This window comes from Corynebacterium sp. 212_CJEI (assembly GCF_001055915.1).
GTDB classification, from domain to species: Bacteria; Actinomycetota; Actinomycetes; order Mycobacteriales; family Mycobacteriaceae; genus Corynebacterium; species Corynebacterium jeikeium_D.
In genome coordinates, this window is sequence record NZ_JVPT01000063.1 from 97,657 (window position 1) to 112,122 (window position 14,466).

The 14,466-nt window shown below is 58.5% G+C and carries 12 protein-coding genes; 7 read left to right on the forward strand and 5 right to left on the reverse strand.

The features are described from left to right. Positions 1-99: 99 nt before the first annotated feature. Positions 100-546, reverse strand: a complete 447-nt coding sequence (locus ADB02_RS08130) for a cytochrome c oxidase subunit 4 (RefSeq protein WP_016423031.1) — start codon at positions 544-546, stop codon at positions 100-102. 35 nt (positions 547-581) lie between these two features. Next, positions 582-1,757: a cytochrome c oxidase subunit II gene (locus ADB02_RS08135; RefSeq protein WP_049190506.1), complete on the reverse strand. Its 1,176-nt coding sequence runs from the start codon at positions 1,755-1,757 to the stop codon at positions 582-584. Positions 1,758-2,257: 500 nt separating this feature from the next. On the opposite strand from ADB02_RS08135, the gene asnB reads away from it, so the two are divergent. Then, the gene (asnB, locus tag ADB02_RS08140) at positions 2,258-4,183 is read left to right on the forward strand and encodes an asparagine synthase (glutamine-hydrolyzing) (protein WP_049190508.1); all 1,926 of its coding nucleotides are present in this window, start codon (positions 2,258-2,260) and stop codon (positions 4,181-4,183) included. A gap of 178 nt (positions 4,184-4,361) precedes the next feature. On the opposite strand, the gene ADB02_RS08145 is transcribed toward asnB, so the two are convergent. Next, positions 4,362-4,703, reverse strand: coding sequence for a HesB/IscA family protein (locus ADB02_RS08145; protein ID WP_005512007.1), 342 nt, complete (start codon positions 4,701-4,703; stop codon positions 4,362-4,364). A gap of 309 nt (positions 4,704-5,012) precedes the next feature. Between ADB02_RS08145 and ADB02_RS08150 the strand changes: the two genes are divergently transcribed. The 4 genes from ADB02_RS08150 to ADB02_RS08165 all read left to right on the forward strand — a co-directional run bounded on the left by ADB02_RS08150 (position 5,013) and on the right by ADB02_RS08165 (position 8,400). Then, positions 5,013-5,777 (forward strand): DUF3043 domain-containing protein, encoded by a 765-nt coding sequence (locus ADB02_RS08150; RefSeq protein ID WP_016423034.1) that lies wholly within the window; start codon positions 5,013-5,015, stop codon positions 5,775-5,777. Between the two features lie 11 nt (positions 5,778-5,788). Beyond that, the gene (locus tag ADB02_RS08155; protein WP_049190511.1) at positions 5,789-6,382 is read left to right on the forward strand and encodes a bifunctional adenosylcobinamide kinase/adenosylcobinamide-phosphate guanylyltransferase; all 594 of its coding nucleotides are present in this window, start codon (positions 5,789-5,791) and stop codon (positions 6,380-6,382) included. Between the two features lie 102 nt (positions 6,383-6,484). Continuing rightward, positions 6,485-7,522: a nicotinate-nucleotide--dimethylbenzimidazole phosphoribosyltransferase gene (gene cobT, locus ADB02_RS08160; protein ID WP_049190512.1), complete on the forward strand. Its 1,038-nt coding sequence runs from the start codon at positions 6,485-6,487 to the stop codon at positions 7,520-7,522. Positions 7,523-7,527: 5 nt separating this feature from the next. Then, positions 7,528-8,400 carry an adenosylcobinamide-GDP ribazoletransferase gene (locus ADB02_RS08165; RefSeq protein WP_049190516.1) on the forward strand — a complete coding sequence of 291 codons (873 nt, stop codon included), beginning with the start codon at positions 7,528-7,530 and terminating at the stop codon, positions 8,398-8,400. 548 nt (positions 8,401-8,948) lie between these two features. On the opposite strand, the gene ADB02_RS08170 is transcribed toward ADB02_RS08165, so the two are convergent. Together ADB02_RS08170 and ADB02_RS08175 are read right to left on the reverse strand one after the other, a co-directional pair. Continuing rightward, positions 8,949-10,826 carry a vWA domain-containing protein gene (locus ADB02_RS08170; protein ID WP_049190518.1) on the reverse strand — a complete coding sequence of 626 codons (1,878 nt, stop codon included), beginning with the start codon at positions 10,824-10,826 and terminating at the stop codon, positions 8,949-8,951. Positions 10,827-11,315: 489 nt separating this feature from the next. Then, positions 11,316-12,431, reverse strand: coding sequence for a branched-chain amino acid aminotransferase (locus tag ADB02_RS08175; RefSeq protein ID WP_049190520.1), 1,116 nt, complete (start codon positions 12,429-12,431; stop codon positions 11,316-11,318). A 222-nt stretch (positions 12,432-12,653) separates the two neighbouring features. Between ADB02_RS08175 and ADB02_RS08180 the strand changes: the two genes are divergently transcribed. Both ADB02_RS08180 and ADB02_RS11350 read left to right on the forward strand, forming a co-directional pair. Continuing rightward, a complete protein-coding gene (locus ADB02_RS08180; protein ID WP_080969608.1) occupies positions 12,654-14,192 on the forward strand; it encodes a leucyl aminopeptidase in 1,539 nt (512 codons plus the stop codon). A gap of 173 nt (positions 14,193-14,365) precedes the next feature. Further along, on the forward strand, positions 14,366-14,466 hold a 101-nt coding region (locus ADB02_RS11350), incomplete at its 3' end, for a biotin/lipoyl-containing protein (protein ID WP_152682038.1).

Sequence of the window (14,466 nt, forward strand, 5' to 3'; positions counted from 1 at the left end):
CACTCGCCCAAACAAAAAAGTCTCTCCCACTAACGCCCTTGTTAGTGGGAGAGACTTTTCGGTTATCTACGACTGTGGTTCAGTCTGATTGCACTCGGACTAGTGCTTCTCCGGCGGAGTGATGTACTGAGTGTTGAGCTTGGTGCCGGAGACGATCAGAATTACCGCGCCAAGGACAATCAGCCAGTAGGCCATGAATGCGATGCCGTAGCCCATGAGGAGGATGCCCATGGTCATCACGAACGGCCAAATCGAGCTAGCGGAGAAGAAACCGAGGGTACCTGCACCGTCGGCAATCTCTGCCTCTTCGAAGTCGGCCGGGGTGATGTCGGAGCGGCGCTCAGTGAAGTGGAAGTATCCACCGAGCATCAGAGTCATCAGAGCTGCGAGGACCAGGCCGGTTGCGCCAGCCCACTCGAGGCGACCCTGGCTTTCGTTGATGACGTTACCGGTGTCCTGGAGGTACTGAGTGCCGAAGATGTAGACGACAGCCATGAACCCCAGGAACACGGTAAGTCCGTAGAAGAGCTTTGCTGCAGACTTCATTTGAGAACTTCCTTTAAGTAAGAATCTTGCTGGGTTTACTTGGCGGTCGCGTTCAGGTCAATGGTGTTAGCACCACGATCACCCATGTCGCGGGTGTCGACACGACCGGAGTTGAACGGCGAAGTGGAGACTGCGAATGCCGGCTCACCGATGTGCTTCAGAGCATCAGCGTTAGTAGCTTCTGGGTTCTCCTGGCGGAACTTGATGTACTCGGTGAATGCCTCACGGGAGACAGCACGAATCTCGAAGTTCATCATTGCGTGGTAGGTACCACACATCTCGGCACAACGGCCAACGAATGCGTTCTTGACCTTGTCGCTCGGGTTGTCCTCTGGTCGGTTGGCAATCTTGTCCGAGTCAATCTTTTCGATCTGGAAGACACGGTTGGACTTGTTAGCCTCCGGGTGCGGGAACACGTCGCGCTTGAAGAGGAACTCCGGAACCCAGAAGGAGTGAATCACGTCAGCGGACGCGAGGTCGAACTGGATTGCAGTGTCTTCCGGAACAACGAGGACCGGAACCTCTTCGGTGGTACCGAGGGTCTCAATCTCGTCGTAGTGCAGGTAGTCGAGGCTCTCCTTGGAGCGTCCGTGAACCGGGTGCTCCTTCTGCTTTGCGCGATCCTCAGCGGACGGAACCTCGTGGCCGCCCTCGGTGAAGAACTGCTCATCAGCCGGCTTCTCAATACGGCCGTTGTATTCCTCGCCGCCCATCAGGTCAGCGGAAATGTTGGCGTAACCGAACTTCCAGTTCCACTGGAAACCGGTGACGTCGACGGTAACTTCCGGATCCTTATCCAGGGCAGTGACCTTGTCCTGAGTCTGAACCGTGAAGAAGAACAGAGTCATCACGATCAGAATCGGGAGAATGGTCAGAGACAACTCAACCGGAACGTTGTATGCAGTCTGGCGCGGGAACTCGCCCTTGCCCTTCTTTTCAGCCTTCTTAGCTGTGAAGTTTGCCATCGAGTAAAGGGTAACGCCCCAAACGATGATGCCGATAATCCAAGCTGCAACCCAGGTCCAAACCCAGAAGTTACCCATGGACTGTGCTTCCGGGGTCACACCTTCCGGCCAACCAAAGCGGAGCAGCTTGAAGAAGCCGTTCTCCGGAGGATTAACATCGCAGCCGGCAAGCAAGGCTGCGCTACCGGTGGCAACGCCGAGGACGCCGAGCTTACGGGCGACTCCGAACTTTCTACGCTGATTCACGTGTGTCTGCCTTCCTGATCCACACAATTTTCGATAACCGATTAAGGTTTCGTCCTACCCAAGCAGAGTAGTCGATTCTTAAGCTTTCTCCACAATAAATATGGCTGTGGGGTGCCTTTGAGTATATCTGCCCTAATAAAATACTGAGAAAGACCCGCCTATCGGGGGTGGCATTCTCACCAGTTACACCCTGTTGACGCTCCTAAGTCTATGAATTTTTTAGTGTTTGTGCCACGCGCTGACGCACACACCGTCCCGCGCAACCTTGCCCCGAGCCCTAGACACGGCAAACTCAGACATTCTCGCTTTTCCCCAAAAGGCATTAAAGTAGGTGCAGCATTTCTATGTGGCGCCAATCTGGGGTTCAACCCAGCTACTCAGCCACGCGGCGGTCCTTCACGGCCACCGGTTAAGGCGACAACCAGTCGCGCTGAGCCGCTAGCTACGGAGCCGTCGAAAATCCATTAAGTGACACTAAGCGAAAGGTGCGCGCACGAAGCATGTGTGGTCTTCTCGGAATCCTGGCTGCAAATTCTGACGCAGCGGAGCTCGTTCCCGTTGTCGAAAGGGCCCTGCCCTGCATGCGGCACCGCGGCCCTGACGATGCAGGCACGTGGCACGATGAGGACGCAGTTTTCGGCTTCAACCGCCTATCCATTATTGATATTGCCCACAGCCACCAACCGCTGCAGTGGGGACCAGAGAATCAGCCGAATCGTTACTCCATGACCTTCAACGGCGAAATCTACAATTTCGTCGAACTTCGCGAGCAGCTGGAGAAGAAAGGCTATGCCTTTAATACCTCCGGCGATGGTGAACCTATCGTCGTTGGGTTCCACCACTGGGGAGCGGACGTCGTAAAGCACTTGCGCGGCATGTTCGGCATTGCCATTTGGGACAGCGTCGAGCGCAAGCTTTTCCTGGCGCGCGATCCGTTCGGCATTAAGCCGCTCTACTACGCCACCACAGAGCGTGGCACAATTTTCGGTTCTGAGAAGAAGTCCCTGCTCGAAGCTGCGCCGGAGATGGGCATCGATGCGAAGAAGCTGAATAAGCGCGCACTGGAGCACTACGTCGATCTGCAGTACGTTCCGGAGCCGGAGTCGCTGCACACTGACATTGTTCGTCTGGAGTCGGGTTGCACTGCCATCGTTACGCCTGGTGGCGAAGTTAAGCAGACCCGCTACTTCAAGCCGAATTTCCCGATTCAGCCAGTGGCTAAGGGCGCTGAACAGGATGTTTTTGACCGCATTGCCCGTGCGCTGGAGGACAGCGTCGAGAAGCATATGCGTGCCGACGTCACGGTGGGCTCGTTCCTGTCGGGCGGTATCGACTCCACTGCGATTGCAACTTTGGCTAAGCGCCACAACCCGAACCTGCTGACGTTTACCACTGGCTTCGAGCGCGAGGGCTTCTCCGAGGTCGATGTGGCTGCCGAGTCCGCCGCCGCCATTGGCGTCGAGCACATTGTGAAGGTCGTCTCGCCGGAGGAGTTCGCCGGGGCGATTCCGAGGATTATGTGGTACCTCGATGACCCGGTAGCTGACCCTGCACTGGTGCCGCTGTACTTCGTGGCCGCAGAGGCTCGTAAGCACGTTAAGGTCGTACTGTCCGGTGAGGGCGCAGACGAGCTCTTTGGTGGTTACACCATTTATAAGGAGCCGCTGTCGCTGAAGCCGTTCGACAAGGTTCCATCTCCCCTGCTGCGCGGTCTGGCTAAGGTCGGCGAAGCTCTGCCAGAGGGCATGCGCGGCAAGTCGCTCCTGCAGCGAGGCACTACTCCGCTGGAACAGCGCTACTACGGCAATGCTCGTTCCTTTAACTTTGAGCAGCTGCAGGAAGTGCTGCCGTGGGCCAAGAAGGAATGGGACCACAGCGATGTCACTGCGCCGATTTACGCGCAGTCTGAAGGCTGGGACCCGGTGACTCGGATGCAGCACTTGGATCTGTTCACCTGGTTGCGTGGCGACATTCTGGTCAAGGCGGACAAGATCACCATGGCTAACTCCCTGGAGCTGCGCGTGCCGTTCCTCGACCGTGTGGTCTTCGACGTTGCACAGACGCTGCCGGTGGACATGCGTGTTTCTCACGGCACCACCAAGTACGCACTGCGTCGCGCCATGGAGCAGATTGTTCCGGAGCACGTGCTCAACCGCCGCAAACTGGGCTTCCCGGTGCCGATTCGCCACTGGCTGGCAGGCGACGAACTGCACGGCTGGGCCGAGGACATCATCCGCGAGTCCCAGACCGATGAGTTCATTAATAAGGACGCCGTGCTCAAGATGCTCGCCGAGCACCACCCAACCGAGCGCGACCACTCCCGCCGCCTCTGGACCATCCTTGCTTTCATGGTCTGGCACGGCATCTTCATCGAAGACCGCATTACTCCGGACATCGAGCAGCGCGACTACCCCGTCGAGCTCTAGCTCGCTTTACGACGGTCCCCGCGCCTCAACCCCATCCTGCCCCGGCAGGCTGCCACCATAGCTGGGGCAACCAATAGAAAAGGCTCGGACCTCACTCAGTTAACAAGAGTGAGGTCCGAGCCTTTTACTATCCGACGCTTTTCACAGCGTCTGCTGACAACTCTGCTCAGCTAATGACTTAGTTGAAGGAGTCACCGCAAGCGCAGGAGCCAGTGGCATTCGGGTTATCGATGGTGAAGCCCTGCTGTTCAATGGTGTCAGCGAAGTCGATGGTGGCACCGGACAGGTACGGAACCGACTGGCGATCAACGACCAGCTTGACGCCACCGAAAACTTCGGCGACATCGCCGTCGAGGCTGCGGTCATCGAAGTAGAGCTGGTAGCGCAGGCCGGCACAGCCGCCCGGAGCCACGGAAATACGCAGTGCCAGGTCGGTGGCACCTTCTTGGTCCAGAAGTGCCTTTGCCTTGGCAGCCGCAGCTTCGGTCAGGGTAACGCCAGTGCTCTGAGCAGTAGTCATAGCGCGTGTCCTCCTTGTTGAAGTGTTTAAGTATGCGAGTCGACCCCAAGGTCGGCTACGTCATTATTTATCACAACCTTACCGACCAGTCTTTAATTCCCAATTCTGGGTTCTCTTTTTCTTTCTCTTTTTCGGAAGTCTCTTTTTGCCGCCACATCGCAACCACACCACGGCTTCCCACGCCACAAGCGCACTCTTCCCGCCTGCCCCTGCGGCGGTCATCCCCAAAACCTCGCCCTTGCCCCGTCCCTGCCCCTCAACCTGCAACCTAATTAGGGAAGCACCTTGAAGACCTTATAATCTGGGGTCGTGAATCTACCGTGGAAAAAGAATGACAAAAAGTCCAAGGCAGCTGAGGCAGCTAACGCTGACGCAACCAACGCCGGAGACGTAGCCACCGACGCGACCGCATCCAGCGGGGCCAAGGGCACCGCTTCGGAGTCTCAGCAGCCCGAGAAGAAGCACAGCGGTGCTTTTACTCCCAAGAAGGGGCGCCCCACTCCGAAGCGCAACGAGGTTGAGCGCGAACGCGGCATCCGCCGTGGCCCGGTCGAGGCGCCGCTGACCGCTAAGGAAGCTCGCCAGCGCCGCAAGGAGCTCAAGGCTTCCATGTCCAAGGAAGAGCTCAAGGCCGCCAAGGCACGCGAGCGAGCAGAGCGACGTGAGCAGCGTCGCATTGCCGACGAGCGCATGGCCGCCGGCGATCCGCGCTACATGCTGCCACGCGACCAGGGCGCTGAGCGCAAGTTTGTCCGCGACTGGGTTGATTCCCGTCGCTTCCTCGCTAACGTGTTCCTCCCGTTCGCGCTGATTCTGCTGCTGATTATGATGATTGGCACTTCCCTGCCGAAGCTGGCCAACATCGCATCTCTCATCGCGATGGTTCTCATCATCGCCCTGATTATCGAGGGCATTTACATCGGCCGCCGTGCCATCAAGTTGACGCGTGAGCGCTTCCCGAAGACCACCGAAGGGGCCTGGGGACTGGGCTTCTACGCTTACTCCCGCGCTTCTCAGCCGCGTCGTCTGCGTACTCCGCGTCCGCAGGTCAACATCGGCGACGAAATCAAGTAGCCTCATCTGCCATGCGCACTTTGGTTCTCGGTGGCGCCCGCTCAGGCAAGTCCTCATGGGCTGAGCACGAGCTGCTGGCCACCGCCGCAGCCTCAACCGGCGGTGCCTCAGATGCTGCAGCCTCAACGGTGTTGCATTACATCGCAACAGCACGGCCCTGGCCCGGTGATAGCGATTTTCACTCCAGGGTCGAGGAGCACCGCATTCGTCGTCAAGCACAGGCAAAAGAGCACGGAGTGGCCTGGCACACGGTTGATGACGTCGATGCGGTGGAAGCTCTCGCGTCGCCGGAGCGGCGCATGCTGCTGGACGATGTCGGCACCTGGCTGACGCACATCATCGACGCGCAGGGGCTGTGGGAGGCGCCGAGGGGCAGCGTCGCGCCGTGGACGCACTCGCTTGTCGACGCCGTGCGCAACTTCCCCGCAGATTCCGACCTGTTCATTGTGTCGCCCGAAGTGGGCTTCGGTGTCATTCCCGAACACCGCTCAGGGCGGCTTTTCCGTGATGAAATTGGCCTTCTCAACCAACAGCTCGCAGCTGTCTGTGATCGTGTTGTCCTAGTTGTGGCTGGCTGCCCCATGGAAGTCAAGGCGGCGAACTAGATTCACTCCACGCCGCTTCCCCTATGACGGTCTGCCTAGCAATGCGAATAACTGTGCACCAATGGTCGGTAGACAAATCGTTTTCGGGTAGCGTTTGAGAGTATGAACGCGGATTATTTTGGACCGGTAGCACGCCCTGACGAAGAGACTGAACAGGCCGCCCGCGCGCGCCATGAGCAGTTGACTAAACCCGCAGGCTCACTTGGCCGGTTGGAAGAACTCGGCATTTGGATTTCGGCGTGTCAGGGAGAATGCCCTCCGCGTGACCTGGACGATTGTCGTGTTTATGTCTTCGCTGGTGACCACGGTGTTGCCCAGGGCGGGGTGTCCGCGTACCCGTCCGAGGTGTCTATTCAGATGCTTGCCAATATCGAGGCAAAGGGTGCCGGCGTGAACGCTATCGCTGACATCGCGGGAGCCACTGTTACCGGTGTGGACATTTCCCTCGACCACGATGCCGAAGGGCCATACCGTATCCGTCGCAGCTGTGGTTCTATCGACCGCGAGGATGCGATGAGCGAGGAGGAGGTCGATAAGGCCATCCGCACGGGCATCGCGATTGCCGACGCCGCCGTTGATGAAGGCGCTGACCTGCTCATTGCCGGCGACCTGGGCATCGGAAACACCACTCCAGCCGCGGCGCTGATTGGTGCCGTGACAAACTCCGAACCGGTGGTCGTCGTCGGCCGAGGCACTGGCATTGATGACGAGGGGTGGAAGCTCAAGGTCGCTGCCGTACGCGATGCCATGTTCCGCGTGCGTCGCCTGCGCAATGACCCGGTTGAGGTGCTCCGTCGTATTTCCTCGCCGGATATGACCGTGATGGCCGCGTTCTTGGCGCAAGCAGCGGTTCGTCGCACTCCTGTGATTTTGGACGGAGTGGTTGTCACATCCGCTGCTCTGCTGGCTGACCAGCTCGCTCCGGGCGCCCGCGATTGGTGGGTCGCCGGCCACAAGTCGGCAGAGCCCGCGCACGCGCTTGCCCTTCGACACCTGGATAAGGAACCACTTCTCGAATACGGGATGCGTCTTGGCGAAGGCTCCGGCGCCGTCGCTGCCCTACCGCTGGTCAAGTCCGGCGTATCGGTCCTGCGCAACATGGCTACTTTCGCCGACGCAGGCGTAAGCACCAAGGACTAATCGACTTGTCCGACAAAGCCGGCCCGTCTCGCCAGGACAACCTCGACGGCGATCCCTCTGCTCACGGCAATGCCGTCGCTGAGGCCATCACCACTGCCCTGTCCTGGCTCACCATCCTGCCCTTCAAAGGCGCGAGCGTGTTCGACCGCATCACCGGCCGTCGCGCCATCGCCGCACTGCCAGTAGCTGGGCTCGTTCCTGCCGCGGGTGCAGTTCTCATCACGGCGGCGCTGTTCGCAACGTCGTCGTCACGCACGCCCACGCTTTACGACGTCACCCCGATCCTCGGCGGCACCCTGATTATGGTGGCGGCACAGATGTTGACCCGCGCGATGCACCTGGATGGGCTGGCGGATGTGGCGGATGCCCTCGGCTCGTATAAGCCGCCGGAGGGGGCGCGGGAGGTGCTGCGCGATCCGAGCACCGGCCCAATGGGCGTGGGCTCCATCGTGCTGACGATGTTGACGACGACGACTGCTTTTGCCGTGATTGTGGCTAGTGTGCTGTCGCAGTGGTCTGCTGGTCAGATGTGGCCTGGTGTGGTTGCGCTGTGCTTGCCTTTTGTAGCCTCTCGCGCGGCAGCAACGACTGCCTGCTGGCGCGGCTTTCCGCCTTTTTCGAACAGCGGCTTCGGCTCTCTGACTGCCGGTACTCAGTCCACAGTCACGGTGACCTGCTGGTGGATACTGCTGCTCGCTGTGTCGGGCTGGGTGGTTGGGCTCGTGGGCGTAGTCGCTTGTGCACTGAGCTTTGGCGTTACACTGCTGCTGACGCGGCATTGCGTGAAGAGGTTTGGCGGAGTCAACGGCGACGTGTTTGGTGCAGTCATTGAGATAGCGTGCGCTGTCTGTGCCGTGGCACTTGCCATAGGGTTCTAGCAGGGAAAATGCGCGCATTGCCCCCGTTGGGGTTTTCTTTAAAAAGAACTATTGACGGTCGCTTTGACGCGGACGTATTCTGAGGGCACACCGCCGGGAAGGCGGAGTACAGGAGGCTCGTTTCGGGGCTCGCCCAAATTATTTTGCGCCGACCGTTTGCCGGGGCGCCAAGAACGAGCACACCTTCTAGCCTCCCAGCTAATTAAAAAAGCGCGTCCCGCCGCAGCGATGCACGGGACGCGCTTTTCTTTGTTGGGGTGACACTCCCGGGGTTTAGGTTCAGCGGGGGCTAGTGACTGCGGTTATGTTAGCGACAGCGGGCCAATGCGAGTTACTGACTGCGTTTATGTCAAAAATGGTCCGAAAAATGGCTTGAAAGTGTCATAAACTCACACAGTTTCACATCTGCAGCCCTTAATTCTTGGAGTTGTCAGTTCTTGCGGCTAAGTAGCAAAAAATGTGCCCGCCAGCGATACGCCAAGCGGACACAATTTTCCTGTCTGCCCCCTGCCCCCCCTGCTCAGGAACTTCCTGATCTTACGGTTTGTCTACTCCTTGCGCTTCTTGTTCTGGTAGACGATTGCGCCGGCAATGCCGATAAACACGGCGACCACTGCTACAACGGTGCCAATGACCAACGGGCTCATGCCCTCATCTTCCATGTCCGACGAGGATGCGGATGCCTGAGAATCCGTATCCGAGGAGTCAGATTCATTCGACGCATCTTCTGACGAGTCCTTTGACGATTCCTGTTCCGGCTCTCCCTTGGCCAGAATCGGCTTATCGGATGGAGTCGGGCCGTTCTTGTCAGTCGGTCGCCAGTCAGGCCCCTTAGTTGGCTTGTTGTCCAGGAGGAATGCGAGCTGGAACGGCTGATCGATGCCACTGACCTCTTCATCCGGGCGATAGTTAGCCATTCGGACAGTCGCGTAGTAGTAGCCGGCGTTGGCTACAGGTCGTCCTCCAACATTAGATTCTCGGTTGTTGTATTCGACCGGACGATCTGTTGACAAGTTCAGGTCCTCGGAATCCTGATAAAAGTGCATTGTTCCATCCGCCACGGAAACCTCGAATGGATTCAACAGCGCAACTCCCATGGAATCGGCATTATCGCGCTCCGAATTTCCAGTGCGGGCAGCAATCACTGGTCGCTGACCCCACTCCACAGGGATCTTGTAGAACTTCTGTTCACCGGGCACGATTGTGTCAGAGATGGTATCCCCAGATTTAACTTCCGGCGCTTGGGCTGCGTTATTGCCACCGTTTACGGGCTTGGCCTCTCCAAAAGTGGCCTTTTTGTAGGCTTTGTCCCCAGTCGAGGAAGACCGTCCTTCATTTAGCTTGTCAGCATCCTGCTTCTTCAGCACTGGCTCAAACTGGACGCTAACCTCGACCTTCACCGGTTCATCACGATAGTCCGCTACTGAATCACCGTCATAGACCCACACGTTGTTTGCGACGAGCCACTTGGTTTGATCGCAACTGGATTCGATGCGGTCACTATCCCATGCAAGAATGCTTGCATCAGCCGAAGTTGGAGTCCACGAATCGGCACTAGCTTCGGCGCCAGTCAGCGACCCCATACGACCGTCGTCCTGGCATTTTCCGCCAGTTTCATTGATGATTTCGTCAACTTCAGTTCGGACATCCTGCTGGCCCTTACCCTCAGCATCGATATTCGCTAACACCTTTGAGGTAACAATCGCGTTGTGTCCCTTCGGCACCGCGATTCGGTAGTAGAGCGGGGTGCGGTCCTGGTTGGCGACCTCGGGCACCAGCGTGGTCTGGTACTTGCCCTCACCGAGCCACTTCGCGCCTTCCTTAGTCTCGGAGAACTCGAACGGAGTACCCGTAGTTTCGTAGCCCTGCACTGACCGCTGAGTCAAAAACTTCATGTGGTCTGCGAGCTGGGTGGCATCGTCCGCAGTCATGCTCTGTCCACCGGATACCTGCGCAACGCACTCAAGCTCAGCGCGAGCTTCTTCATCGACCTTGAAGCCCACTGTGTGAATCGTCAGGCCAACACCCTGCCCTGCCAGTTCCTTCGCAACCTCACACACCGGTGGCGGCGCGCAGGTGTCGATACCGTCAGAGACCAAAATAATTGACCGCTCACCGTCTGGGCCAAGCTCATCAGCCGCCTTACGCAGTGCATTGCCGATCGGCGTGTAGCCCTGAGCTTCCAACCCGGCAATCCTGCTCTTCAGGCCTTCTTTGTCGACCTTTTGGACAGGCGACAGCACCTCGATGTCCTGGCAACCACGTTCGCGGTTGGATTCATCACTGGATTCGCGCTGGCCATAAACCAGCATGCCAAGCAGCGCATCATCCGGGAGGGAGTCAATCAGCTCCGTGGATGCGCGCTTTGCCGCATCGAGGCGGGTGCCTCCGGCGTCGTCGGCAAGCATCGAACCAGACAGATCCATGATTAGCTCTGCTTTTGCTTCGCCCGTACCCCCTTCGCCCGTAGGAGCGGGCTGTTCCACCCCGGACGGCGAAGGCGAATCTTGGGCTGCCGCCACCGGAGCCGGAATCGCACTAAACCCAATCGTCCACGCAGCCAACAACAGAGCGACAACGATGGTTACCCTTAGGCGCTTTGAACTACTTGACGAAAAACTATCTTTAAAAAAGTCTTGAACTACCACCATCACAGCGCCTCAAACTGTTTTCCCAACTACAAAAATCAATCGTGTTGGTAGTTTTTCACAGTGACCCCGGTCACGCTAGAGGTGTTTTTAACGGCTAAACAAATGCCGTCTGAACAATTCATGAACCATGAGAAAATCGCACAGCCGTTGGGGAGCCAGCAAAGCAAAAACGCAGCCCCTGACCAGCGAATACTGACCAGGGGCTGCGAAAGTACTAATTCTAGTAACCACTATTAAATTTTTCTTAACCGACCTACGCCGAAACTAAGCCTCAACGAGCTTGTAAATCCAACCGTGGGTGTCCTCAACCTCGCCGTGCTGGATACCGGTCAGCCGCTCGCGCAGCTTCATGGCCCACTCACCGGTCTCGCCGCCGTTGATCTCGAACTCGCCCTCAGCGGACTTCACAAACCCGACCGGGGTGATGACTGCAGCAGTACCGCAGGCGAATGCCTCGCCCATAACACCGGAGGTGGCATCATTCTTCCATTCCTCGGTGGAAATGCGACGCTCCTCGACATTCATGCCCAGATCCTGAGCAGCCTGCAGCAGCGATGCCCGAGTAATGCCCGGCAGCAGCGAACCAGACAGCTCTGGAGTCACCAGCCGAACACCAGCGTCAGCAGTCTCATCCGGGTAGATGAACGCCAGATTCATGCCGCCCATCTCCTCGATGTACTTGCGCTCGACAGCGTCCAGCCACACAACCTGGTCGCAGCCCTTTTCCTCTGCCTGCTGCTGAGCCGCCAGCGAAGCTGCGTAGTTACCTGCGAACTTCGCAGCACCGGTGCCGCCCGGCGCGGCACGCACGTACTCGTGGGAGATCCACACGGTCACCGGGTTAATGCCACCGGAGAAGTACGCGCCGGCAGGTGAAGCGATGAGCAGGAAGGTGTAAGAGTTCGACGGGTGCACGCCCAGGGTGCTCTCGGTGGAGAACATGATTGGACGCAGGTACAGGGATTCTTCGCCACCAGCTGGCGGCACCCATGCTGCATCGGCTTCAACCAGCAGGCGAATTGCCTCGAGGAAGGTCTCCTCCGGCAGCTGCGGCATTGCAATGCGGTCAGCGGAGCGCTGGAAGCGACGGGCGTTCTGCTCCGGGCGGAAAGTAACAATGGAACCATCCGGCATGCGATACGCCTTCAGGCCCTCAAAAATCGACTGCCCGTAATGCAGGACCGAAGAAGACGGCTGCATTTCAATCGAACCGTATGCCTGCAGCTTGGCGCCATGCCAGCCTTTGTCTGCAGTCCAGTCAATTCGGACCATGTGGTCGGTGAAGTGCTTACCGAAACCAGGGTTGGCCAAAATCTCCTCGCGCTCGGCATCAGAGAGTGGATTCGGGTTACGTTCGATTGCAAATTCCAAAGCAGACATGTCTTTCATCCTAAACCGTCGAGGATCGAGTCGTATCAATACTCGCCCCCGAAAGACCGTGTTAGTCAGGGCAATGTCAGCGTCGCGGGCACTAGGCGCGGGTACATTCCAATAGTCGTGGCGCTGGCTCGTCAGTCCGCTGTCCAGGGGTGAAGGACACGAACCGGCAAATAGGGATACGGTGGTGTACCACATAGTACGACTACAAGGAGATGCAACTACATGTCAGTCCCCGCTAACAATGATTCGGCACAGCTCGGTGCCTCTCGCAACGCCGCTGTTTTGTCCAATTACCTGCCGGCTATCGGCACTCGCGTGGTCATCGCTGCCGACAACTCTCTGCCCGCGGACGCCGACGCGGTCCTCGTCGCGCTTATCGACGGCGAGGATGGCCTCGAGCTGGTCGCACCCGAGGCCATCGGTTCGGTTGCAGAGCAGCTGCTCGCCTCCTTTGAGGCAGTCTCCGCCAGCGCTAAGGCCGAGTCCGTGACCACCATCCCGGCTCCTGCTGGCCTGGATGTCGACAGTGTCACGGGCGTTGGCGTGGGTTCTGAGGACCTGGATGCCGAGGACATCCGCCGTGCCTGCGGCGCCGCTGCGCGCCGTATGACCAAGGCCAAGGTGGTCTTTAACACTCTCGGCGCCATCGATCCGCAGGCTGCAGCCGAGGGCTTTGCGCTGGGCGCTTACGCTTACTCCGGTCAGAAGAGCGACGAAGAAAGCAACGAGGCCACCCAGAAGGTGGTTGTGTTGGGCGCTGATGACGACGTCGTAAAGCGCGCTTCGGCAATTGTAGATGCCGTTGCCACCGCGCGTGACTTCGTCAATACAGCATCGTCGCACCTCTACCCCGAGACGTTTGCTGACGCTGCTGCAGCGCTGGGCCGTGACGCGGGGCTCGAGGTCGAGGTGCTTGACGACGACGCTCTGCGCGCCGGCGGTTTCGGAGGCCTCAATGCCGTGGGTGGTGGATCCTCGCGCGGGCCGCGCCTGGTACGCCTGATCTGGAAGGGCGATGAGTCGGCAGAGAATTCGCTGGGCCTGGTCGGTAAGGGCATCACCTTTGATACTGGCGGTATTTCGCTGAAGCCGGGCGCCAGCATGGAGAACATGATCTCCGATATGGGCGGCGCTGCGGCTGTTATTGCCACAGTCGTCCTGGCTGCTCGCCTAGGTGTATCCACCCCGGTGACCGCAACTGTTCCAATGGCGGAGAACATGCCGGGTGGTAAGGCGTACCGTCCGGGCGACGTCATTACGCAGTACGGCGGTAAGACCATTGAGATTCTGAATACCGACGCTGAGGGCCGCCTCGTACTCGCAGACGCCATTGTCCGCGCCTGCGAAGACAAGCCGACTCACCTGATTGACACCGCTACCCTAACCGGTGCGCAGCTGGTCGCTCTTGGCGAGCGCACCCCGGGCGTCCTGGGTAACGACGAGTTCCGTGACCGTGTTGCAGAGCTGTCTCAGAGCATTGGTGAAAATGGTTGGGCAATGCCGATTCCAGTTGAGCTAGCAGAGGCCCTGAAGTCGCCGGTGGCTGACCTGCGGAATGTCACGAACTCTCGCTTTGGCGGTATGAGTGTTGCAGCTGCATACCTGCGCGAATTCGTTGGCGAGGATGTTGAATGGGTTCACATCGACGTTGCCGGTCCGGCCTTCAACACCACCGGGGAGTATGGTTATACCCCGAAGCGGGGCACTGGTGTTCCGGTTCGGACGATGTTCTCTGTGATTGAGGATTTGGCAACGAAGTAGCCGGTCATCCGACTGCGCCCCGCCCGGCTGGAATCCTGGCTGGAATGAGCTATTCCACGCACCAGTCGAAAGCGGGCGCAGCCCACGGGGCAAGCAGAGTTTTCAACCTGTAAGCTAATTTGTAATAACCGTCTTAAAACGAGATTTCTTAACTTTTCGAGGAGTGCACAAACATGGCGACCTCTATTGAGATGCCGGAGCTCGGTGAATCAGTTACCGAAGGCACCATTACCACCTGGCTGAAGAAGGTCGGCGACACCGTCGAGGTCGACGA

Bases quoted from the DNA above. Each gene is read 5' to 3' on its own strand.
- ADB02_RS08130 (WP_016423031.1), bottom strand. From the start codon at position 546: ATGAAGTCTGCAGCAAAGCTCTTCTACGGACTTACCGTGTTCCTGGGG.
- asnB (WP_049190508.1), top strand. From the start codon at position 2,258: ATGTGTGGTCTTCTCGGAATCCTGGCTGCAAATTCTGACGCAGCGGAG.
- ADB02_RS08145 (WP_005512007.1), bottom strand. From the start codon at position 4,703: ATGACTACTGCTCAGAGCACTGGCGTTACCCTGACCGAAGCTGCGGCT.
- ADB02_RS08155 (WP_049190511.1), top strand. From the start codon at position 5,789: ATGCGCACTTTGGTTCTCGGTGGCGCCCGCTCAGGCAAGTCCTCATGG.
- cobT (WP_049190512.1), top strand. From the start codon at position 6,485: ATGAACGCGGATTATTTTGGACCGGTAGCACGCCCTGACGAAGAGACT.
- ADB02_RS08170 (WP_049190518.1), bottom strand. From the start codon at position 10,826: ATGGATCTGTCTGGTTCGATGCTTGCCGACGACGCCGGAGGCACCCGC.
- ADB02_RS08175 (WP_049190520.1), bottom strand. From the start codon at position 12,431: ATGTCTGCTTTGGAATTTGCAATCGAACGTAACCCGAATCCACTCTCT.
- ADB02_RS08180 (WP_080969608.1), top strand. From the start codon at position 12,654: ATGTCAGTCCCCGCTAACAATGATTCGGCACAGCTCGGTGCCTCTCGC.